This is a genomic window from Methylorubrum subtropicum, from assembly GCF_038442325.1.
In the GTDB taxonomy this organism is placed as follows: Bacteria; Pseudomonadota; Alphaproteobacteria; order Rhizobiales; family Beijerinckiaceae; genus Methylobacterium; species Methylobacterium subtropicum.
In genome coordinates this window covers 105,797-126,991 of the sequence record NZ_JBBXMW010000004.1, presented here as the reverse complement: position 1 = coordinate 126,991, position 21,195 = coordinate 105,797, and the positions used below count along the sequence as shown (strand labels likewise).

The window sequence follows — 21,195 nt, the reverse complement described above, 5'->3', positions numbered from 1 at the left end:
CCGGCGCGGCCGGTACACATCTGGAAGTCGGTCCGGGGGACTTTCCAAGACGAGGAACGCCCATGACCAAGACTTCGCCCCCCACTTCCACCGAGGCCCTCAAGGGTTCGGTGAAGGAGGCCATCGGCAAGCTCACCGGCAACGACCGGATCGAGGCCGAGGGCCGGCGTCAGAAGCGCGAGGCGGCCCCGCCCAAGGGCCATAAGCCCCGCGCCGACTGAGCGAACCTGGCGCCCCACGGCGCCGGTCCGATCCGCAAAGATCACCCGACAAGATCAACCGAGGAGATTCACATGGTCGATACCGACAGGATCACGGGCGCCGCGCAGGAACTCGGCGGCAAGCTTCAGGGCGCCGTCGGCGACCTGACCGGCCGCAAGAGCGACTCGATCGAGGGCCGCGCCCGCGAGGCGCAGGGCGCCGCCGAGAACCTCTACGGCCAGGCCAAGGACGGCGTCCGCCACGCCGCCGACCGGGCCCAGGACTACGCCGACGACGCCTACGACTACGCCGAGGACGCCTACGAGCGCGGCGCGCGCTCGCTCCGCCGCGGCACCCGCGAGGTCAGCCAGCAGGTCGCCGAGTACCCGCTCGCCTCCCTGCTGATCGCCGGCTTCGTCGGCTTCGGCATCGGCTTGCTCGTGAACGCCAACCGCGACTGAGCCGACTCCCTCCCCACCACCAGCGACTAACCTACCCGGAGTGACAGCGTGACCACCATCAAGCCCGCAACCGCGCCCCTCGCGGCGGACGCGCATGCCGATACCCGTGCCGTCCTTCTCAATACCGTGTCCTGGGGCGCCATCTTCGCGGGCGCCGTCACGGCCCTCGTGACGCAGATCGTCGTCAACCTGATCGGCGTCGGCACCGGTCTCGCAGCGGTCGGCCCCGTCGCCGCCGACAATCCGTCCGCCTCCACCGTCTCCCTCGGGGCCGGGCTGTGGTTCGTCGGCTCCGGCATCGTCGCCTCGCTGGTGGGCGGCCTCGTTGCCGGCCGCCTCTCGGGCAAGCCGCTGCCGGGCACGGCGGGCCTGCATGGCTTCGTTTCCTGGGCGGTGTCGATCCTCGTCGTGCTCTACGTGCTGACCTCCGCGGCCACCGGCCTCGTCGGCGGCGCGGTCGGCACGGTGTCGGGCGCGCTGGGCGGTGCGGGCAACCTCGTCGGCAGCACGATCCAGACGGCGGCGCAGACCGCGGCCCCGTCGCTGTCGAAGATCTCGAACCCGCTCGACGGCATCGAGCAGAAGGTGCGCGAGCAGTCCGCCGGCCAGGACCCGCAGGCCGCCCGTGACGCAGCGGTCGCCGCCGTGCGCGCCGTGTTGACCGGCGACGCGGCCCAGAAGGAACAGGCCAAGACCCGCGCCGCCGACGCGCTCGCCAAGGCGCAGAACATCTCGCCGGATCAGGCCAAGGCCCAGATCGACGACTACCAGAAGCAGTACGAGCAGGCCGTCGCCACTGCCAAGAAGAAGGCCGAGGAGACCGCCGTCGCCGCCAAGTCGGCCGCGACCCAGGGCGCCTTCTACGCCGCGCTGGCCCTCGTCCTCGGCGCGCTCGCCGGCTTCCTCGGCGGCCGCTTCGGCGCCCCGAAGCCCGTCACCCTGGTCGGCGCCTACGATTCGCGCCGCATCTAACCATCACCCCTCGGCTCCCGCCTCCGGGCGGGGGCCTCACCCGACCGGCGACAGCCGGCCATGGACGATAAAGGAGATCATCCGATGAGCAGCACCACCGACAAGCTGAAGGGTCTCGCCAACGAGGCCGTGGGCAACATCAAGCAGGGCATCGGCAACGCCACCGGCAACGACAAGCTGGTCGCCGAGGGCAAGGCCCAGGAGCTGAAGGGCGAGACCCAGAAGACCGTCGGCGAGGCCAAGGACGGCGTGAAGAACGTCGCCGACAAGATCACCGGCCGCTGATCCGAGCCTAGCGACGGCGGGGCCCCGCGCCCCGCCCCTCCCCTCTCACGCAAGACAGGAGTCCCTCATGAACCGCGACCAGTTCCGCGGCGCCACCCGCCACATCAAGGGCCGTGCCCAGACCGCTGTCGGCGGCCTCACCGGAGACCCGGCCCGCCAGATCCGCGGCGCCGTCAACCAGATCGCCGGCGGCGCGCAATACGCCTACGGCCGGGCCCGCGACCGGGCCGAGGACATCGCCGACGACGGACGCCACCTCGTCCACGCCGCCCGCGACCACGCGGACGACCTCATCGACGACGGCCGCCGCCTCGCCCGCGAGACCGCCCGCCGCGGCGAGCATCTCGGCCGCCAGGCATTGCGCCGCGCCAACGCCAACCGCACCGGCACCCTGCTCGGCCTCGCCGCCATCGCCTTCTCGGCCGGCTGGCTCGCCCGCCGGGCCCGCTGATTTTTTTCGGACTTCTTGGTTCGATCCCGTGAGGGCGTGGCGTGGGGGAACCCTGCCACGCCCTCTTTCTTTGGAACGAGCGGCGGTAGGGGCGTCGCCGCGGCAAGGCGCGAAAGCTTCACGGGAAGCGGAACGATAAGCTTGGCCTCACGTTCTGAAAGCATGGAACACTATAAGTCCACCCTCGGCGTGACAGCCGCTGCAATATCCGCGCTGGTCCTGGCCGCTCAGATCATGCACGCGGGTCCGTTCGCCGCGTCTCCGCCGCCGGTGGAGCGGGTGGCCGCCCGTCTCGATACGGCCGAGGACACCGCGTGGGTGAACCCGCCGCTCCGTCCGCAAGCCGATGCGGCGCCGCAACTCGCGCAGGCCGAGCCGGTGGCGAAACCCGTCGAGGCGCCGGTCTCGCCGGTGGCCCAGGCCATCGCGCCGGTCGCGGCGCAGACGCTTGCGCGCGAGGCGGCCCCCGCCCCGCGCAAGACGGCCTACGCTCAGCGCCGCAAGGCCGTTCAGCGCCCGGCCCGCACCCGGCACGCCACGCTGGAGGCCCGCCCGGCCGCGGAGACCGCCGCCGTCCAGCCCGCGCCGACGCAGCCGCCCGCCGAACCGAAGCGGATCGACCCCATCGGCGATATCATCCGCGGCCTCGGTTTCGGCGGCCAGGGCTGAATATTTTCGGGTATTTTCAGCATCTCCCACCCACCCCCCCCCCTCATCCTGAGGTGCGGAGCACAGCGAAGCCTCGAAGGAGGGCTCCAGGGATCGCGCGATCCGCTGGAGCCCTCCTTCGAGGCCGCTGCGCGGCACCTCAGGATGAGGGGAATGGGTGGGATCAACGGTCCGACCGACGCCTGCCGCATCGCTGCAACAGCCCTGGCGTGTTCGGTCGCTGCGGCGGAACGCTCCGTGGCCGGGCGGGGCCGGGGCGGTTAAGCGCCCGGCATGGATATCATCGCCCTCACCGTCATGGCCTCCGCCACCGTCTTCTCCGGCTTCGTCGTGCTGGTCGGATGGCGCTGAAACGGCGCGACGCCCCGGCGGCTCAGCACCGGGGCGTCGCTGCGTGGCGTCCGCTCAGCTGAACGAGCCGAAACCCTCGAAATCGCTCGACGGCGGGACGACGCGACCGCCCTCCGGCACCGGTCCAGGCGCCTTGGCGTTCGCGGCCGGCGCCTTGGTCAGGCCCCCGAGGCGGTGGCCCGAGGCGGCGGGCCGTCCGGTCCGCTTCGGCGCGGACGGGGAGAAGCGGCCGATCGTGTGGCTGTGGTCGCGCAAGTCCTTCTCCCTGTTCATTTGGCCCTGGCGCAAGATGAATCGTCGGGGCGTAGGCTTCGGATCGTGCAGGAAACGCCGCATTTCTGCCTCAGTTCCGGGCAGGGAGCCGCCGGATCGGTCACGCTCTGCCGCATCGCTTGGCTTTCGCTGCCCGTTGGGACGGATCGCAGAGGAGAATCACGATGGCATCCGCGCCGGTCGAATCGCATGCGGACGCGGTCGCGCATCTCTTGCGGGCGTCGCTCGACGATCCCGGCACCGCCTGGAGCCTCGGCAGCTTCGGCGCCATCGCCGAGTTCCTGCGCGATCCCGACGAGCCGGTGACGGCCCTGCCCGACGCGCGCCTCGGCCTCGCCACCGCCCGCGGCGCCATCGCCCTCGATGTCCTGCCCGAATTGCGACCGCTCGCCTACGAGACCGCCTTCACCTCCGGCTGGAACCACGCCGTCGCCCTGTGCCTGCCGGCGGATGCCTGCGCCATGGGCCGCCGCGCGGTCGTGACCGAACTCGGTCCCGACCGGCAGGCCGCCCGCGTCGAGGACCGGGACGCGGTGCTGTTCGATCTGGGGCTCGGCCTCGCCGCGGTCGATGCCTGCGTGCGGACCTCCGATCCTGCGGCGCTTGCCTGCCTGCGGGCGGGCCTCGGTCGCCCGCTGTTCGACACCGCCAACCCGATCGGCCCGCACCTCGTGGCGATGAGCCCGCACCGCGTGTTCCTCGTCCGCTTCGGCCGGATCGAGGTGTTTTCGGAAATCCCCGGCCCCGGCGGCACCAACCCCGAGGGACCGCATACGCACGTCCTGCCCAAGCTCCTGAAGGGCGGGCGCACGCATGCCGCAACGACGCCGATCCCGGCCGGCCTCGTGCCCTGCGGCGCGATCCATCCGCCGCATCCCTACAAGGATGCGATGGGGATGCGCATCCCGTTCGAGCCGGCTCGTCTCACGGCGTTTCAGGCGTTGCTGGAGCACTGGGCCGACCCCGACTGGCTGGCGATCAAGCGCGGCGGCGCGGCGCGGCCGGGCGGGCCGATTTCGCCCAAGCACGCGCAATCGGCCCGGCGAGCGGCGGCGTTGCAGGCGCAGTACCTGCGGGGCGAATTTTCTTGTGAGGAAGAGGCGCCCGGCGACGAAGACGAGGACGCGTGACGGCTCAGGATATCGCGCACCGTCATTGCGAGGCGAAGCCGAAGCAATCCAGAGCGCGACGTGACCGAAGGGTGCGTAACCGTGCCGACGAAACGTCTACGCGCGCGCCTCATCCAGGCAATGCGGAACCCTGGATTGCTTCGGCTCCGCCTCGCAATGACGGGGGAGCCGCTCAATCCGGCAGCGCGAACACCACCAGCGCGTCGCCCGTGCCGAAGCCCGAGGCCTTGGTGAAGGAGGCGCCGCCTGCCGCCACCGCCACGTATTGGCGGCCGTCGATGGCGTAGGTGACCGGCGGGCCGCCGATGCCGGCGCCGCATTGGAAGCGCCAGAGGATGTCGCCGGTCGCGGCGTCGTGCGCGTTGAGATGCCCGTCCTCCTCGCCGGAGAAGACGAGGCCGCCCGCGGTCGAGAGCGTCCCGCCCGACAGCCGGCTCCCGGCCCGCTTCGACCACGCCGCCTTGCCGCTGCCGAGGTCCACCGCCGTCAGCGTCGAGAAGGTCGGCTCGCCCTTGGCCTCGCTGGTCTCGGTGTAGCGGATTTCCGGGCGGTTGCCGGCGGCCGGGACGGTCTTGATCGTGTAGGTCGCCGCCCCGTGGCGCACCTGGGCGAAGGCGCGGTTCGAGGCAGCGTCGTAGGCGACCGGATGCCAGGAGATCGCACCGAGCGGTCCCGGACTCACCACCGTGCCCTCCGGGCTTGGCGGGGCGAACAGGTTCTTGTGCGTGATCACCGGCTCGGAGCGGGAGATGAGCCGCCCGGTCGCGCGGTCGTGCAGGTAGATGAAGCCGGTCTTGCTCGCCTGGGCCACCGCCTTCACCGGGCCGTCCGGCGTCTTCGCGTCGAGCAGGAACGTGGGGCTCGCGACATCGTAGCCCCATTGCTCGTGCGGCACCTGCTGGAAGTGCCAACGCAGCTTGCCGCTGCGCACGTCGAGCGCCACGAGGCTCATGGTGTAGAGGTTGTCGCCGGGGCGCGTCAGCCCGAAGTTCTGCGGCGCCGGGTTGCCGGTGCCGAGGAAGATCAGGCCCGAATCGGCATCGTAGGCCGGCGTCATCCACAGCGAGCCGCCGCCGACCTTCCAGGCCTCGCGGTGATCGGGCGCCGCCGCCTTCTCGGCGGCGATGTCGCGGTTGAGCGGCAGGCCGTCCGGCGTGGCCTCGGCGAAGACGCCCTCCCAGCCGTCCTCCTTGGTGACGTACCAGCGCCAGCGTTCCTCGCCGGTCTTGGCGTCGTAGGCGGCCAGCCAGCCGCGGCGGCCGTAGCCGCCCTCGATGCCGACCACCGAGCCGCCGTCGAGCCCGCCCTTCTCGTCCTCGACGTGCAGGCCGTAGCCCGCGCCCGTGACGCCGACGATGACGAGCCCTTCAGCCACCAGCGGCGGCATCTTGAAGCCGAGCCGGCTCGATCCCTGGACCGGCTTGTCTCCGAGGCTGGCCGCGAGCGCCGAGGCCGTCTCGGTCTCGCCTTCCTCCGGGCGCACCGCCTCCCGGTCCCAGACGAGGCGGCCGGACTTGGCGTCGAGCGCGATCACCCGCCCGTCCATGGTCGCCTCGAACACGAGGCCGTTCGAGACCGCGACACCCCGGTTCGAGGGCGGCCCGAAGATCTTTTCCGTGCGCGCCTTGTGGGTATAGGTCCACAACACCGTGCCCGACTTGGCATCGAGCGAGGCGACGTGGTTGCCGGTGGTCGAGACGTACATCACGCTTCCGACGATCACCGGCTCGGCCTGGAAATAGCCGGTCATGCCGGTCTGGAAGATCCAGGCCGGGCGGAGTTTGGCGACGTTCGAGGTGTCGATCGCCTTGAGCGGCGAGTGGTGGGCGTTCGAGGCGTCGCGCCCGAAGGCCGGCCAATCCTGACCCTGGTCCGCCGCGTGTGCGCTCAGGGGCATCAGCAGCAGGACGGCCCCGAGGATTCGTGCCGGATTCGTCGCGTCTCGCCTCACGTCGCCGTTCCTCCCGCGGGTTTTCCCCTGGTTACGGCGGCGCGGGCGGCCTGTCGAATGACTCGTGATGGATACATTTGCCCGCCGGCGCGGTTGCCCCGCGGACGGAACCGGCGGGTCCCTCTCGCCGAGCCTCATGTTCGTTCGACGGAAGGTCTTTCGATGCGTCTCACGCTTCTTGCCGGCACCCTTGTTGCCAGCACTCTTGCGCTCGCGGCCGGGCTCTCGCCCGCGCTCGCCCAGACCACGGCCACGCCGCCGTCGGCGGCCGGCGCGCCTGTCACCGGCGGCCAGAACAACACCGGCAACGACCGCAACGTCACGATCCCCCGCGGCGCCACCGGCGCCGACACGGTGCAGACGGATTCGGCCGCGGGCGGCAATGCCGGCCAGCCCTCGCGCGCAGTGCCGCAGGGCAGCGCGGGCGGCGGCAGCTCCTCCGGCGGCGGGAACTGAGACTTGCGCGCCGCTCTCGATCCGGGAGCGGCGCGCCCCACAGGCGGTCAGACGATGTGGAAGTCGTCCACTGTCAGCTTCAGGTGCGGCTTCAGGATCGCGAACTGCACCGCCGCTGCATCGCCCGAGCCGTCGGCGTCGTAGCTGAGCGCACCCGTTTTGGCGTCGTAGAGGATGCGGTCGTTCGCATCGTGCGCCACGCTGCCGAGGAAGAACGCGTCGGCGTCGAGCGCGCCCGCGGCGAGGCCGGCAAAGCCGGCGTGATCGAGTTCGAACGTGTCCTGGCCGTGCCGGAAATCGGTGATGCGGTCGATGCCGTCGCCGGTCGCATGGGTGAAGACGAAGGTGTCGTCGCCGCTGCCGCCGGTCAGCATGTCCTTGCCGGTCCCACCCTCCAGCCGGTCCCGGCCGTCGCCGCCGCTCAGCACGTCGTTGCCGGCGTCGCCATGCAGGCTGTCGTCGCCCTTGCCGCCCGACGCCGAATCGTTGCCGTCGCCGCCGTGCAGTTCGTTGCGTCCGGCATTGCCCGTCAGCCGGTCGCCGTGATGCGAGCCTGAGACGTTCTCGATGTTCTTCAGGGTGTCGGTGCCGTTCCCCGTCGCCCGGCCCTTGCCGAGATCGACCGTGACGGCCTTGGCGGAATCGTCGAAACCCGCCGTGTCGATACCGGCGCCGCCGTCGAGGCTGTCGTTGCCCGCGCCGCCCGCGAGGTCGTCGTCGCCGAGGCCCCCGTCGAGGCTGTCGTCGCCCGTGCCGCCGTCGAGGTCGTCGTGGCCGCCGCCGCCGTGCAGGTGATCCGCGCCGCGACCGCCGTGGATGTGGTCGTCGCCGCTGCCGCCGGTGAGGTCGTCGCGCCCGTCGCCGCCCTTCAGGTCCTTGCCCGGATGATCTTCGCCGAGGAGGTGCAGGCCCTTCGAGATCGCGATGGCCGGAATGGAGAGATCGCCGTAGCTCTTCACCGTTCCGTCGGCGAGGGTGACTGTCACGCCCGTCACCGTCCCGGTCTTCGGGCCGGTCCCCTCCGTGCCGAGGCCGGTGCCGATCAGGTTGACATGCCCCGCGCCCTGGCCGAGATCGAACGACCATTCGGTCGCCGTGTGATCGGACAGCGTGAACGGACCGTCGAACAGGTCCTTCAGATCCTTCAGTTCGAATTTCAAAGTTGGTGACTTCTTGGACACGACGGATCTCCTCTGGCGCCGGACTTGTCCGTCCGGTCGTTGATCAGAGGATTATTGCACCGGGAGAATCGTGCAACGGCATCGTGCCAAACTGGCAAACGCGCGCTTAAAACGAAGGCTTGGAGCATCGGCCCGAAAGGTGGGAACCGGCTTTTGGAAAAAGCCGATGCGGCACAGAATGTTAGACGATCGTCCTGGATTCCATATCCAGGACGATCGTCTAGGAGTGGGGCGCCATCCGCAGCTCGAAGCGCGCGCCCTGCCCCGGCACCAGCGCTAGTTCGCCCTCGAGCTGGCGGGCGAGGTTGTTGATCACGCGCATGCCGAGGCTGGCGCGCGCCTTGGTCGGATCGAAGCCGGCGGGTAGCCCCACGCCGTCGTCGGAGACCGAGACCGTGAGGCCGCCGTCGTCGCGGGACGACGCCTCGACGCGGATCTCGCCCTGCCCTTCGGGATAGGCGTACTTGATCGCGTTGGTGACGAGTTCGTTGACGAACAGGCCCAGCGGGATCGCGAGGTCGGCCGGGATCGTCACGGCGTCCGCCCGGCAGCGGAGCGCGTTGGCGCCCGCGCTCTCGGCGAGTTTTTCGCACAACGCTTCGAGGAAGCCGGCGAGGTCGGTGCGGGTGATGTCCGGCTGGCGCCAGAGCTGGTCGTGGACCTGCGCTACCGCCTCGACCCGGGCGCGGGCATCGGACAGGGCGTTCTTTACGTCCGCGTTGTCGGTGCCGCGCACCTGCAGCGCGAGCAGGCCCGCCACTACAGCAAGGCTGTTCTTGACGCGGTGGCTCATCTCGCGGGTCAGCAGGTCCTGCCGCTCCAGCGCGACCTTCAGCTCGGCCTCGGACCGCAGCCGCTCGATGGCGCTGCCGAGCAGGTTGGCGAAGCCCTGCATGAACGCGATGTCGGCCTCGCCGAACACGCCCTCGCGGGTGTCGTCCACCTCCAGCACGCCGTAATGGCCGTCGCGGTTGGTGATGAGCACGTTCACCGCCCGGCGGATGCCGTGGTCGGCCATCAGCGCGGGGGTGCGGAAGCGCGTCTCGTTCTCGAGGTGGTTCGAGATCACCGGCCGGCCGGTCTTGAGCGCGTAGCCCGCGGGCGAGGCGAGGTCGGCGCCGATCGTCGCGTTGCCTACCGCCTCGGGCTCCCACCCGACGCCCGCGCAGACCAGCAGCCGATCCTCGGAGGGCTGATATTCCAACGCCTTGCAGAACTGGGCGCCCATGCCCGCGGCGCAGAGTTCGGTCGCCCGCTGCAGCAGCGAGGGCAACGCGCTCGCCCTCAGCGCCTCGACGCCGAAATCGGACAGGATGACCTGCTGGCGCAGGCGGAGGTCGAGCGCTTCCGGCGCGGTCACGGTCATCGACAAATCGGCTCGGCGTCGGCGGTCAACGGGCTCGTGCCCTCGCAAGGCGAGCGTGTCCGCATCCGGGCACGCTCGCCTTAACTTACGATATCCCGCCGCAGGTCAAGCCGATTTGCCCTGGCGGTCGGTCACGGCTTGGCGTCGAGGAGCTTTTCCGCCCGCGCGGTCGCGGCCTCGCAGCCCTTGGCGTCGCCCTTGCCGTCGGCGGTGCGCGCCTCTTCCAGCGCGACCTTGGCCTGCTGGGCCTGATCGCCGCCCTTGCCGGCTTCCGCCGACTTCTCGGGCGGGGCCTCGCGCTGGTCGGTCTGGCCGCCGGTGCCGGTCTGGCCCTCTCCCTCGCGGTGGGCCGCGATGGTCTTGCTGCCGGTGGAGGCCGAGATTGCCGTGCGGGCTTCGTCCTTCACCCGCCCGTCGAGGGAGGCGATCTTGTCCGAGCAGGGCGAGGCGAGCGCCGGGCCGGCCAAGCCGAGCGCGAGGAACGGGAGGAGGCGGGCGGCGCGGGCGGCCTGCATCATGGGGACGGCTTCCTTGATCGCTGAAGACGATGGGGAAAGCCGCGAGAGGCCACCGGGTTGCGAGTCGAACCGCCTTCGATCAAGCCGCCTTGATGGTCGCGAGGAAGCCCGCGACCGTGGCGCCGAGCCGGTCGGAGCGCTGCGAGAGTTCGGAGGCCGAGACCAGCACCTGCTCCGAGGCCGCCCCGGTCTGCCCGGCGATGTCGCGGACCGCGACGACGTTGCCGGCGACCGATTGCGTGGCGAGCGCCGCCTGATTGACGTTGCGGACGATCTCGTGCGTGGCCGCGCCCTGCTCCTCCATCGCCGCCGCGACGCCGGTCGCGATGGTGCGCAGCTCGACGATGGTCTGGCCGATGGCCCGGATGGCGGCCACCGCCTGATGGGTCTGGTCCTGGATGGCGCCGATCTGCTGCGAGATCGTCTGCGTGGCGCGGCTGGTCTGCTCGGCCAGAGCCTTGACCTCCCCGGCCACCACGGCGAAGCCCCGCCCCGCCTCGCCGGCGCGGGCCGCCTCGATGGTGGCGTTGAGCGCGAGCAGGTTGGTCTGGCCGGCGATGGCCGAGATCATGCCGACCACGGCGCCGATGCGCTCGGTGCCCTCCGACAGGCTGCGGATGATCGCGTCGGTGCGGGCGGCGTCCGCGGCGGCCCGGTCGGAGATGCCGGACGAATGGGCGACCTGGGCGGCGATCTCCATGATCGAGGAGGCCATCTCCTCGCTGGCAGCAGCGACCGTCTGGACGTTGGCCGACATCTGCTCCGCCGCGCTCGCGACGCTCGCCGATTGCTCGGTGGTGACAGAAGCCGAGGCCGACATGCCGCGGGCGGTCGCCTCCATCTCGGCGGCGGCGGCCGTCAGCGCGCTCGTCAGACCGGAGACCTCGTCCTCGAAATCGCGCGTCGCCCGGTCGAGGGTCCGGGCGCGGCGGGTCTTGGCCTCGGTGGCGTCCGCGGCGGCGGCGGCGGCGTCGCGTTCGGCCACCATTGCGTCCTTGAACACCGCGACGGCGCGCGCCATCGCGCCGATCTCGTCGCGGCGGGCCGCGCCCTCGATCGTCGCCGTGAGGTCGCCGCCCGCGAGCCGGCCCATCGTCGCGGTGATCCGGTGCAGGGGCCGCACCACGCCGCCCATCACCGTCACGACGCCGAGGCCGAGGCCGCCGCAGGCGAGCACGAGGCAGGCGAGCAGCGCTGCGCCGAGCCCGTCGGCCTTGACCTGCGAGCGGGCATATTCCGCGCGCGCCTCGTCGAGCTGGAGCGTGGTGAGCTTCGACATGGCCTCGTTGATCTGCGGCATCCGCATCACCAGCGTCTCGTGGGTCTCGGCATGGGCGTCGAGCCGGCCCGCGGCCAGATGCCCGGCGAGGTCGGCCATGATCTTGCCGTTGCGCGCGATGTGGCCGCCCATGGTGTCGGCGAGGCGCTTCTCGTCCTCGGTCAGGTGCGTGGCGAGGTACTCGTCCCAGGTCCGGCGCAGGTCGGCGAGGCTGCGCTCGATCGTCTGCGCCGCCGCCTTCGGGGTGCTCCGCCCCTCGACCGCGCCGCGGGAGGTGTCGAGGATACGGTCGCACAGGTCGCGCATCGTCAGGAACTGGCTCAGCGGCACGAGCCGGTCGTCGTAGGTCGTCTTCAGGCTGGCGTTGCTCCAGACCAGGGCGAGGCCGCCGAGGCCCGTGGAGACCAGGAGCAGCAGACCCATGAACGAGAGCATGACGATCAGACGGCTCTTGATCGTGACGGGCAGCATCAAGGCGTTTCCTCGTTCTCGCGTCGCCGGATTTCGGTGGAGACCCAATCGAACCGACGACGCGTTGATCGTCCGTGAAATAAGTTTCCGCGATTGAGGGCCCGTTAACGGAGTTACGCTCCTGCCTCCTCTGTCATCGTGCCGGCTCGCTCCCGTCTTCGCGGGCGGGCGCGACGGGCGATGAATACAAAAAACGCCCCCGGATGCGGTGCACCGAACCTCGTAAAGGCTCGGCGGATCGCGTCCGGGGGCGCCTGTCGCACGGGGCCGATCCCGGCGGTGAGGCCAGGATCGGGAATCGATCAGCTGCTGAGCTGGTCGCGCAGCGGCAGCTCGCGCACCCGGCGGCCGGTGGCGGCGAAGACCGCGTTGGCGATGGCCGGCGCCACCGGGGGCACGCCGGGCTCGCCGACGCCGCCGAGCGGACCGTCCCAGGTGCCGGTCGGGACGAGATGCACGCGCACCACCTTCGGGGCGGCGTCGATGCGGGTGATCTCGTAGGTGTCGTAGTTCGACTGCTCGGCGCGGCCGTTCTTGAAGGTGATCTTGGAGGTGAGCGCGAGGCCCATCCCCATCACCACCGCGCCTTCCATCTGCGAGCGGATGCGCTCCGGGTTCACTTGCGGCCCGCAATCGACGGCGATGTCGACGGCGTGGACCTTCACCTGACCCTTGGCATCGACCTCCACCTCGGCCGCGACCGCGGTGTAGGTGACGAAGCTGTAGTGGCCGGCGATGCCGAGTCCCCGGCCCTTCTCCAGCTTGCGGCCCCAGCCGGCACCCTTGGCCACCGCCTCGATCACGCCGCGCAGGCGCCCGGTATCGACGGGGTAGCGCTTCGGGTCCTCGCCGTAGTTCCACACGTCGCCGATCTCGGTCGGATCGATCTTGCGAGCCGGGCCGATGAGGTCGAGCAGGTAGTCCTTCGGGTCGCGACCCGCCGCGTGGGCGAGTTCGGCCACGAAGGACTGGATCGCGAAGGCGTGCGGGATGTTCGAGACCGAGCGGAACCAGCCGATCCGGGTATGGGCGGCGGCCTCCGGGTTCTCCAGCCGGATGTTCTTCAGGTCGAACGGGTTGTTGACGAGACCCATCCCGAGTTCGAACGGCAACTCGTGCTTGGGATCGGGCGCGAAGATCGAGCCGATCGTCGGCGCCACCGAGCGGTGCAGCCACGCCACCGGCATGCCCTTGTCGTCGAGGCCCGCCTCGATCCGCTCCACCGAGATGGTGTGGTAGTAGCTGTGCTGGATGTCGTCCTCACGCGTCCAGACAAGCTTGACCGGCGCGCCGTCGACGGCCTGCGAGCAGAGCGCCGCCTCGACCACGTAGTCGGGCTTGGACTTGCGGCCGAAGCCGCCGCCGAGCAGCGTCACGTTCACCCGCACCTTGTCGGCGGGGAGATTGAGGCGCTTGACGAGGCGGTCATGCGCCGCCTGCGGCCCCTGCGTGCAGGCCCAGGCCTCGCAGGCGCCGTCCTTGACGCGGGCGACCGCTGCCGGGTTCTCCATCGGGGCCTGGACGAGGTGGGGGACGAAGTACTCGGCCTCGACCTTGGTCTTGGCCGTCTTCATCGCGGCGTCCACATCGCCGGAGGTGCGGACCACCTTGCCGGGCTTGCGCGCGGCGGCCTCCAGCTCCTTGCGGAAGGCGTCGGTGTCGTAGCCGGCGTTCGGGCCGTCGTCCCAGGTGACCTTCAGGGCCTCGCGGCCCTTCATCGCCGCCCAGGTGTTCTTGGCGATGACCGCGATGCCGCCGAGCGGCATGAACTCGGACGGGATCTCGCCGCCCTCGATCTTCACGGTCTTGATGACGCCGGGGACCTTGAGGGTCGCGGAATCGTCGTAGGACGTCACCTTGCCGCCGTAGACCGCCGGGCGGGCGACCACGGCGTAGAGCATCCCGTCGAGCTTCACGTCGAGGGCGTAGATCGCCTTGCCGGTCGTGATGTCGTGGTTGTCGATCAGGCCGACCTTGCCCTTGCCGATGTAGCGGAAGGCTTCCGGTTTCTTGAGCGACACGCTCTCGCGGGCCGGCACCGGCAGGGCGGCGGCGGCCTCGGCGACATCGCCGTAACCGAGCTTGCGGCCCGACTTGGCGTGGGTGAGGACGTGGTTCTCCGCCGTCACTTCGTTCGCCGGCACGCCCCACTGCTTGGCCGCGGCCTGGATCAGCATGAGCTTCGCCGCCGCACCGACATGGCGGAAGTGCTGGAAGAAGTGGCGGAGCGAGCGCGAGCCGTCGGTGTCCTGGTTGCCGAAGCGCTTCTCGTCGCCCCAGGCCTGGACCACCTTCACCTTCGACCAGTCGGCCTCCAACTCGTCGGCGACCGTGAAGGCGATGGAGGTGCGAACCCCGGTGCCCATCTCGGAGCGATGGTTGGTCACCGTCACCGTGCCGTCACGCGCGATGGCCACGAAGATCTTGGGATCGTCGCGCCAGCCGTTCGGCATGCCGTCGGCGCCGAACTTCTTGGCTTTCTGCTCTTCCGTCTGGCCCTCGTCCGCCTTCGCCCGGTCGGTCAGCGAGAGGGCAAGCACGAGGGCGCCCATGCCGCCGAGGACGCCGCGGCGGCTGAAGTTGTCGATTGTTACGGGGCTGGCGGCGTTCTGCGACGCGGCGGTTTCGGCCATCAGCTTGGCTTCGTGAATCACAGGCGCTCTCCCTTGTTGGCGGGCGCGTTGCCGGCGGCCTGGTGGATCGCGGCGCGGATGCGCGGATAGGTGCCGCAGCGGCAGATGTTGCCGCTCATGGTCTCGTCGATCTGCTGATCGGTGGGCTTGGGCGTGTCCTTCAAGAGGGCCGCCGCCTGCATGATCTGGCCGGTCTGGCAGTAGCCGCACTGGGCGACGTTGAGGTCGCGCCACGCGGTCTGGACCGGGTGGTTGCCGTCGGGCGAGAGCCCTTCGATCGTGACGATCTCCTGGCCTTCGGCGCCGGAGACCGGGGTGATGCAGGCCCGCGCGGCGGTGCCGCCGATATGGACCGTGCAGGCGCCGCACTGGGCGATGCCGCAGCCGAACTTCGTGCCGGTGAGGCCGAGTTCGTCGCGCAGGTACCACAGCAACGGCATCTCGGGATCGCCGTCGAAGCTGCGTTCGGCTCCGTTGACCGTCAGTTTTATCATCGCTGCCATCTGCCGTTTCAGGATGGGGTTTTTCGCGCGAGCCTCGGGCCCGGCGAAAAGCCGCTCGTGACTGTCCGTCCCCATGGGTTGCCGTGCCGGACCGGGCGCCGATCCGGCGGGCGGTCCGATGCCGTGGCGGCCGGTTTGGCGCGGCGCGTGAGAACGCGTCCGCCCGGCTCTTGAATGTCAGGACGGCCGGGACGCGCCCGGTCCGGGACCGGTCGAGGCCCCGCCTGCATGCATAATCTGGAATTAGTCGAAAACGGCCGGGGCTGACAATCGTCCCAAGCCGTCGCTTCGCCCCAGATCGGGCCGTGGGGCGGGTTCGGGCGGTTTGGGCAGGGCGGTCTGTGCGTTCGCGCACATGGGCGGGTGGGGGAGAGGCACCCTCGAGGTTGCGGCGAGGTGCTCGTCGGCCTTTTCAACAAACCACGCCGTCATTCCGGGGCGCCGTAGGCGAACCCGGAATCCACGACTGGCCTCGCCGGTTCGACTGGGACCGGGCACCGCGCATCACGGGTGGATTCCGGGTTCCGCTGCGCGGCCCCGGAATGACGGCGTGGAAGGTGGACGCGTCGAGTCCCTAACCCGAACCCTTCCGCCGGTCCGGATCGGCCTTGGCTGCCTCCGGCAGGCCCGCATACCACGCGGCATAGGGCGTGTTGGCGACCATGCGCCGGTTGAGGTCGGGTGCGCCGTCGGTCCACCAGACGGGGCCGCGCTCGCCGAGCCCGTGCTTGGCGGCATCGACCGCGTCGCGGGCGGCGCGCAGGGCCTCGGCCTCGCCGGAACGCTTGGCGGCGCGCACGCCGCGGCGGGCGTCCATCAGCTCGCGGATGAGCCGGTCGCGGCGCACCGGTTCGAGGTCCGGGCGATGGCGGCGCCACAGCCGGCCGTGGACGACGATGTAGCGGCCGTCCGGGGTCTCCAGCACGCGCATGGCGCCCCCCATCAGGCGAAGTCGGCGAGGTCGTCGGCGATGGCGTCGGGGGCGGTGACCGAGGCGTGGCCGTCGGCCCAGCGGCGGTACTCCGCCGAGCCGGCCGAGTGGGGATTCTTGTCCGCGCCCTCGCGGCGCTCGGCCGCCGTGCGGCCCTCGGCGTAGACGGGATCCTGCGTGACGTCCTGCGCGGTCCCCGCCCCTTCGTTCGCGTCCATGGCTCGGCCCTCCCCTTTGCTCCCCTTCATCTACCGCTCGGCGCAGGCGCGGCGAGGGGCGGCGAGGGGCGGCGAGGGGCGGACAGGCGAGGCTTTCGGATCGGGCGGTGGAACCGGCGGCGGCGCGACGATTTCGTTCGGACGGAGTTCACCTGAAACGCCGCACAGCTCGGCACGATGCCGACCCCAACGAGACACGGCCCCGAGGACGCCCGATGAGTCGCCTGGACGAACTGAAGAACGATCCCGCCTTCCGCCAAGCCGTCCTCGCCGTGCGCGGCGCCGCCAGCACGCTCAGCGGCCGGGCGATGACCCACGAGGAGGCCGAGTTCCTCGTGAGCTTCGCGCTCGCGACCTACGCCAACGCGGGCGGCCTCGCCGAGCCCAGCCTGGCGCGCCTGTCGCGCTTCGCCGGCAAGGTCGAGCCGGATGCCGGCATCGAGAGCATCATGCGGCATTGACCGCCGCTACCGTCATTCCGGGGCGCGAATCGAACCCGGAATCCACGACTGGCCGCGACGCCGCGTGATGCCGCACATCACGGGTGGATTCCGGGTTCTCGCCTGCGGCGAGCCCCGGAATGACGATGGGTAGATCATCCGAACGCCCCGACCTCGTGCTGGATGATGCCCGAAATCTCCCGCACCCGCTCGAACATCCGGCGGATCGGCCCGAACAGAGTGGTGTGCTCGGCCTCGTAGGTGCCGACGTCGCGCGGGCCGGGCGGCTCGCCGAAGTTGAGGCCGAGCGTCGGATCGGGGGCGACGGGATAGATCTCGTCGAGGATTTTTAAGCACCCGTCGATGTCGAGGCGCAGGAAGCGCTCCATCAGCATCTCGCGGGTGAGCCCCGCCTGGGGCCGGAAGGCCGGGATGTGGGCGGCCAGGAACCAGATGCGGTGGATGAGCGCCAGCCGGATCGCGTGGAGCAGCGTGAGGCGCGCCGACATCACGGTGAGGTCCGGGGCCGCGGCCTGGAGATGGAGCCAGTCGCGGGTGAGCCGGCCGAACAGGCGGCGCAGGTCGGGGGCGAGGCTCAGGCGCTCCAGCGCGGCCGCCACCGTCATCAGCTCCTCGCGCCGGCCCTCGCGGCGGGTGCGGCGGGCGCGCTCCAGCCACACCGCCGGATCGAGGGTGTCGATATAGGCGCGCAGCACGTCGAGATCGCCGACAGCGGCCGCGTGCTGCACCAGCCGGAAGGCGCGGGCGAAGCGGACGGACGAGCCGCGCATGTGCCGGAAGGTCTCGGGCGCGCGGTGCGCCGCGCGGCCGACGCCGTGCAGCGAGTTCGCGAGGAAGCCGAGCTGCTGCAGGATCGCGTTGTTGGGGATCGCCCGCATCTGCCGCGGATGGGTGATCGCCGCGGGGCCGCCGGAATCCGACTGGCGGGCGACGGGGCGCGAGCCGGTGCGGTCGATCAGGCTGGGGCCGAAGGTGCCGAGCATCGCCGCATAGCCGCGATCATCGACCAGCGCCTCCATGTCCTGCCGCACGGAGCGGAAGAACTCGGCGGCGAAATCCTTCTCCTCGTAGATCGGGTCGGCGGCGGGGTCGGCGGCCTTGCCGTCGCTCAGCGCGTAATCGTCGAAGGCGTCGTCCTCGGTGAGCGCGTCGGCGAACAGGTGCTCGGCGATGCGCGCCACCGAGGCGTCGGCGAGTTGGGGCGTGCCGAACATCAGGTAGCCGTCCGAGCCCTGGAAGCTCGATTCGAGCCGCACCCTGATCCCGGCCTCGGCGTTGCGGCGGCGGGCATCCTCCGGCGCGAGGTAGGCGAGGCGGTCGCGCAGCGAAGTCGGATGGGCGCCGCGGCCGATCGATTCGCCGTGGGTGTCGAAGATGACGAGTTCGATGTCCGACAGCCCGTTCTGGGTCATCAGCTCGGTGATGCGCAGGCGCAGGCGCTCGATCCAGAAGGTCGCGGCGAGCTGACCGACATAGCGCCCGGAATCCGAGTAGCCGAACTGCACCGAGAGCCGCCCGAGCCGTTTCAGGTGGGCGCGCCAGTGCGGGTTGCGCAGCGCATCGTCGAGGACGCGGATGCCCTGTTCGAGCGCGCTCGCGGTCTCGAACAGCGGGGTGATCTCGACCTTGTCCGAGATGCCGTAATGGCGGGCGAGCCAGAGGGCAGCGAGCAGCGTGTAGCCGGTCTCGGTCTCGGCGATGAGGAAGCGCACCGGATGGGTGCCGTCGACATGCTTGAGGATCTGCGTGATCGTCATCATCAGCCGCGCGGCCGAGGCCCGCTCGGCGGCGAGCGCGCCGAAATCGACCGGCACCGGACGCACGTCGTTCAGAAGCGTGTTGATCGCGGCCAGATGCGAGCGGCGCTGCGCGGCGTCGGTCGGCTCGCCTTCGAGATCGATGACGCGGCGCACCGCGTTGTGGATCTGGCTGGCGTTGAGCCGGAAATGCGGCAGCGCGTTCGACAGGCCGTGCGCGGCGACGCCGGAGCGCAGGACCGCGATGGCGCGGCGATCCGCGTCGGAGGTCGCCGAGCCGATGGCCGAGGCGAGCCCGGCGAGCAGCGGCCCGGCATCGGTCTGCGCCCGCTCGCGCTCGATGATGAGGGCGAGCGCGAAGCGGTGGACGGTTTCGAGCGAGGGCTTGGTGCCGAGCAGCGGCGCGCCCGCGAGCTGGCGCTCGACCGCGGCGCGGGCGCCCTGGACGAGGTCGCGCACGACGCCCGCGGCGGGCACGTCGGGCAGGTCGCGCAGGATGCGGTCGAACTGCATGCGCTTCGAGATCAGGCGGTAGCGCACCGTGTCCCACCAGCCGATATCGGTGCGCCCGTCGGTGTCGCAGCCGACCCAGCTGGCGATGGCCAAGGGCTTCGGGACCAGTTCGGTCCAGCGGTCCGGCCAGCGTTGGCGCGCCGCCTCCAGCAAGGCGTCGTTGAAGCTGTCGATGGCGGCGCGGCCGTTGTTGGCGGCCACACACGCCTGCTCGAACTCGTCGTCCAGGCTGATGCCCGGATCGGGCCGGCTGGAGCGGGCGGCGGCCTCGCCGAGGATCGGCGCGCGGGCGTCTTCCTCCGGCAGCGAGGCGGCGCGGGCGATCATCTCGGCGACCGTGCGGGGCATGCCGAAGGTCGGATGCGCGGTGAACACCGCGGCGAAGCCCGTGCGGCCGACGCGCTCGCGCAGCACGTCGAAATCGGAGGCGCCGCGCGGCACCGAGGCGACGAGACGCCCGGCGAGGTCGGCGAGCGTGCCCGCTTCCTCGCCCTTCTCCCCGCCGTCGAGGCCGACATAGCGGCGCAGCCGCGCCGTCCGCTCGGTCAGCGCCCGGCGGCGGAGCGTGGCGAGCAGCGTGTCGAGGTCGCCCTCGCCGATCTCCTCGCGGTCGAGGCGGCGGGTGATCGCCAGCGTCACCGCAAGCACGGGGTTGCGGAACGGGTCCTCGCTCGCCTGCTCGCGGCTCCTGGCCACGAGGTCGAGGAGCGTGCGTTCGAGGTCGGCGCCGGGTAGGCCGGAGGTCGGCGGCGCGCCGTCCTTGGCATCGAGCGCGGGCGAGCCGGAATGGTGGTCTTCGAGCGGCATCGAGCATCCCTGACGTGAGCGGCCGGCGACGTTGAGCCCGCGCAGCCGGTTCTCACCGTTCGGGCCGGCGACGCAAGGACCGTTCCCGAGTTATCGGGCGGCGTTCTCGGCGCGCGGCATTGAGCGGGGTGCATGGCGGGCCGATCCGGTCTAGGGTCGGTTCTGTATGGAAAACCTCGTTGTCCTGGCCGCCGTCGCGGCGACCGTGATCGGCTGCGTCCTCATGGTGGGGTTTTTTTGGGCTGAGCGTCGCACGCGGCTGATGCTGCCGCAGGAAGAGGATTGGGCCGACGACGAGGCGGGCACGATCCGCAAGCTGACGCCCGACAGCCACAGCCCGATCGACCGCGCCGCGCCGGTACTGGACGCGAGGGCGCTCGACCGGGCCCCTGACCTCAAGGCGATCGACTTCAAGACCATCGATTCCCGCACGCTCGACGCCGAACTGAACCGCCTGATGGACCGCGCCCACGCGGCCGAGCCGGAGCAGGCCGGCTCCCGGAGACAGGCCGGATGAGGATGCGCCGTCACGTTTGCGCCGCCGGCCTGACGCTGCTGGCGGCCTGGGCCTGCCCGGTCGCGGCGCAGGACGCCGAGCCCGCCCCGGAGGCGCCCGGCGAGGCCGCGCCCGCGCCGCGCAAGCCGAAGCCACGCCCGAAGCCGAAGCCCAAGCCGGCCGAGAAGGCCGCCGAGAAACCGGCGGAGGAGAAGCCCACCACTGATCCCGCGCCGCCGAACCCGTCCGTCCCGCTGGCGCCGGCCCCGCCCACGATCGCCCTCAACGCCGCGTCGTCGGTCGTCTGCGAGAAGGGCGAGGCGGTGCGCTACGAAGGGACCGCGAACACCGGCAAGACTCCGGGCGCCGTCGAGCTGTGGGTGACCCGCTCGGGCCTCATCACCATCGACAACCCGCTGCGCCCGCTGACGCCGGACACGACCCGCGTGCTGCAGGTGGTGATCGGCGGCAAGGTCGCCACCGCCTACGGGCCGGACTTGCAGTCGCTGCGCCGCGGCGCCGGGCCGGCGGTGCTGGAGGGCGTGATCGGCGGTGCGATCCGCTGGGACGCCGCGCTGATCGCGCTCCCCGACGCGCTGCCGATCCTGTCGGATTCCGGCGACATCCTCGCGGCCTTCAGCTTCCGCGCCTGCGGCACGGCGCCGGCGGCCAAGACGCTCGCTGCGCCGAAGCCCCGCCGTACCGCGCCCGACGCCCCCGCGCCGGAAGCGGCCAAGGAGACGGCCAAGGACACCACGAAGGACACCCGCCCGGCGCGGCGGGCCGAGCCGCGCCCCGAGGCCGCGCCCCGGCCGGCCGTGCCCCTGCCGCAGGGGGCGATTCCGTGACCGAGGATGAGAC

General features: G+C 71.1%; 22 protein-coding genes. 11 read left to right on the top strand and 11 right to left on the bottom strand.

The genetic code is table 11. The annotated features are described in order from the left end of the window. Positions 1 to 62: 62 nt before the first annotated feature. The 6 genes from AAHG03_RS07540 (at position 63) to AAHG03_RS07515 (ending at position 3,039) form a co-directional block, all read left to right on the top strand. Positions 63 to 221: a CsbD family protein gene (locus AAHG03_RS07540; protein ID WP_342149920.1), complete on the top strand. Its 159-nt coding sequence runs from the start codon at positions 63 to 65 to the stop codon at positions 219 to 221. Positions 222 to 293: 72 nt separating this feature from the next. Then, positions 294 to 662 (top strand): CsbD family protein, encoded by a 369-nt coding sequence (locus AAHG03_RS07535; protein ID WP_342149918.1) that lies wholly within the window; start codon positions 294 to 296, stop codon positions 660 to 662. Between the two features lie 48 nt (positions 663 to 710). Then, on the top strand, positions 711 to 1,634 hold the full coding sequence (locus AAHG03_RS07530; RefSeq protein WP_342149917.1) for a PhnA-like protein: 924 nt from the start codon (positions 711 to 713) through the stop codon (positions 1,632 to 1,634). A gap of 84 nt (positions 1,635 to 1,718) precedes the next feature. Next, on the top strand, positions 1,719 to 1,919 hold the full coding sequence (locus AAHG03_RS07525) for a CsbD family protein (protein WP_342149915.1): 201 nt from the start codon (positions 1,719 to 1,721) through the stop codon (positions 1,917 to 1,919). A gap of 67 nt (positions 1,920 to 1,986) precedes the next feature. Then, a complete protein-coding gene (locus tag AAHG03_RS07520) occupies positions 1,987 to 2,370 on the top strand; it encodes a CsbD family protein (protein WP_342149913.1) in 384 nt (127 codons plus the stop codon). Positions 2,371 to 2,649: 279 nt separating this feature from the next. Then, on the top strand, positions 2,650 to 3,039 hold the full coding sequence (locus tag AAHG03_RS07515; RefSeq protein ID WP_342149912.1) for a flagellar biosynthesis protein FlhF: 390 nt from the start codon (positions 2,650 to 2,652) through the stop codon (positions 3,037 to 3,039). Positions 3,040 to 3,444: 405 nt separating this feature from the next. On the opposite strand, the gene AAHG03_RS07510 is transcribed toward AAHG03_RS07515, so the two are convergent. Further along, positions 3,445 to 3,645 carry a hypothetical protein gene (locus AAHG03_RS07510; RefSeq protein ID WP_342149911.1) on the bottom strand — a complete coding sequence of 67 codons (201 nt, stop codon included), beginning with the start codon at positions 3,643 to 3,645 and terminating at the stop codon, positions 3,445 to 3,447. Between the two features lie 182 nt (positions 3,646 to 3,827). Between AAHG03_RS07510 and AAHG03_RS07505 the strand changes: the two genes are divergently transcribed. Continuing rightward, positions 3,828 to 4,793, top strand: coding sequence for a DUF6925 family protein (locus AAHG03_RS07505; RefSeq protein WP_342149909.1), 966 nt, complete (start codon positions 3,828 to 3,830; stop codon positions 4,791 to 4,793). A 172-nt stretch (positions 4,794 to 4,965) separates the two neighbouring features. Here the strand turns inward: AAHG03_RS07505 and AAHG03_RS07500 are convergent, their stop codons facing one another. Beyond that, positions 4,966 to 6,690, bottom strand: a complete 1,725-nt coding sequence (locus AAHG03_RS07500) for a pyrroloquinoline quinone-dependent dehydrogenase (RefSeq protein WP_342149907.1) — start codon at positions 6,688 to 6,690, stop codon at positions 4,966 to 4,968. 216 nt (positions 6,691 to 6,906) lie between these two features. Between AAHG03_RS07500 and AAHG03_RS07495 the strand changes: the two genes are divergently transcribed. Continuing rightward, a complete protein-coding gene (locus AAHG03_RS07495; protein WP_342149905.1) occupies positions 6,907 to 7,200 on the top strand; it encodes a hypothetical protein in 294 nt (97 codons plus the stop codon). 47 nt (positions 7,201 to 7,247) lie between these two features. Here the strand turns inward: AAHG03_RS07495 and AAHG03_RS07490 are convergent, their stop codons facing one another. From AAHG03_RS07490 to AAHG03_RS07455, 8 genes are all read right to left on the bottom strand, one after another. Then, positions 7,248 to 8,381, bottom strand: a complete 1,134-nt coding sequence (locus tag AAHG03_RS07490) for a calcium-binding protein (RefSeq protein ID WP_342149904.1) — start codon at positions 8,379 to 8,381, stop codon at positions 7,248 to 7,250. Between the two features lie 220 nt (positions 8,382 to 8,601). Further along, complete coding sequence (locus AAHG03_RS07485) at positions 8,602 to 9,747, bottom strand: sensor histidine kinase (protein ID WP_342149902.1); 1,146 nt, start codon at positions 9,745 to 9,747, stop codon at positions 8,602 to 8,604. 131 nt (positions 9,748 to 9,878) lie between these two features. Next, positions 9,879 to 10,265 (bottom strand): hypothetical protein, encoded by a 387-nt coding sequence (locus AAHG03_RS07480; RefSeq protein ID WP_342149900.1) that lies wholly within the window; start codon positions 10,263 to 10,265, stop codon positions 9,879 to 9,881. Positions 10,266 to 10,344: 79 nt separating this feature from the next. Next, positions 10,345 to 12,015 carry a methyl-accepting chemotaxis protein gene (locus AAHG03_RS07475; protein ID WP_342149898.1) on the bottom strand — a complete coding sequence of 557 codons (1,671 nt, stop codon included), beginning with the start codon at positions 12,013 to 12,015 and terminating at the stop codon, positions 10,345 to 10,347. 302 nt (positions 12,016 to 12,317) lie between these two features. Further along, a complete protein-coding gene (locus AAHG03_RS07470) occupies positions 12,318 to 14,669 on the bottom strand; it encodes a xanthine dehydrogenase family protein molybdopterin-binding subunit (protein WP_342149897.1) in 2,352 nt (783 codons plus the stop codon). Next, positions 14,666 to 15,142 (bottom strand): (2Fe-2S)-binding protein, encoded by a 477-nt coding sequence (locus AAHG03_RS07465; protein WP_091947650.1) that lies wholly within the window; start codon positions 15,140 to 15,142, stop codon positions 14,666 to 14,668. Before AAHG03_RS07465 ends, AAHG03_RS07470 begins: the two co-directional genes overlap by 4 nt. Before the next feature lie 583 nt (positions 15,143 to 15,725). Further along, on the bottom strand, positions 15,726 to 16,082 hold the full coding sequence (locus tag AAHG03_RS07460) for a hypothetical protein (RefSeq protein ID WP_342150282.1): 357 nt from the start codon (positions 16,080 to 16,082) through the stop codon (positions 15,726 to 15,728). Between the two features lie 11 nt (positions 16,083 to 16,093). Beyond that, the gene (locus AAHG03_RS07455) at positions 16,094 to 16,300 is read right to left on the bottom strand and encodes a hypothetical protein (protein ID WP_342149896.1); all 207 of its coding nucleotides are present in this window, start codon (positions 16,298 to 16,300) and stop codon (positions 16,094 to 16,096) included. 215 nt (positions 16,301 to 16,515) lie between these two features. Here AAHG03_RS07455 and AAHG03_RS07450 point away from each other — a divergent pair, with 215 nt between their 5' ends. Beyond that, positions 16,516 to 16,761, top strand: a complete 246-nt coding sequence (locus AAHG03_RS07450) for a hypothetical protein (protein ID WP_342149894.1) — start codon at positions 16,516 to 16,518, stop codon at positions 16,759 to 16,761. Positions 16,762 to 16,895: 134 nt separating this feature from the next. On the opposite strand, the gene AAHG03_RS07445 is transcribed toward AAHG03_RS07450, so the two are convergent. Beyond that, complete coding sequence (locus AAHG03_RS07445; protein WP_342149892.1) at positions 16,896 to 19,838, bottom strand: phosphoenolpyruvate carboxylase; 2,943 nt, start codon at positions 19,836 to 19,838, stop codon at positions 16,896 to 16,898. A 166-nt stretch (positions 19,839 to 20,004) separates the two neighbouring features. Here AAHG03_RS07445 and AAHG03_RS07440 point away from each other — a divergent pair, with 166 nt between their 5' ends. After that, complete coding sequence (locus AAHG03_RS07440) at positions 20,005 to 20,355, top strand: hypothetical protein (RefSeq protein ID WP_342149890.1); 351 nt, start codon at positions 20,005 to 20,007, stop codon at positions 20,353 to 20,355. A gap of 2 nt (positions 20,356 to 20,357) precedes the next feature. Further along, on the top strand, positions 20,358 to 21,182 hold the full coding sequence (locus AAHG03_RS07435) for a hypothetical protein (protein ID WP_342149889.1): 825 nt from the start codon (positions 20,358 to 20,360) through the stop codon (positions 21,180 to 21,182). The last annotated feature ends 13 nt before the right edge of the window (positions 21,183 to 21,195 follow it).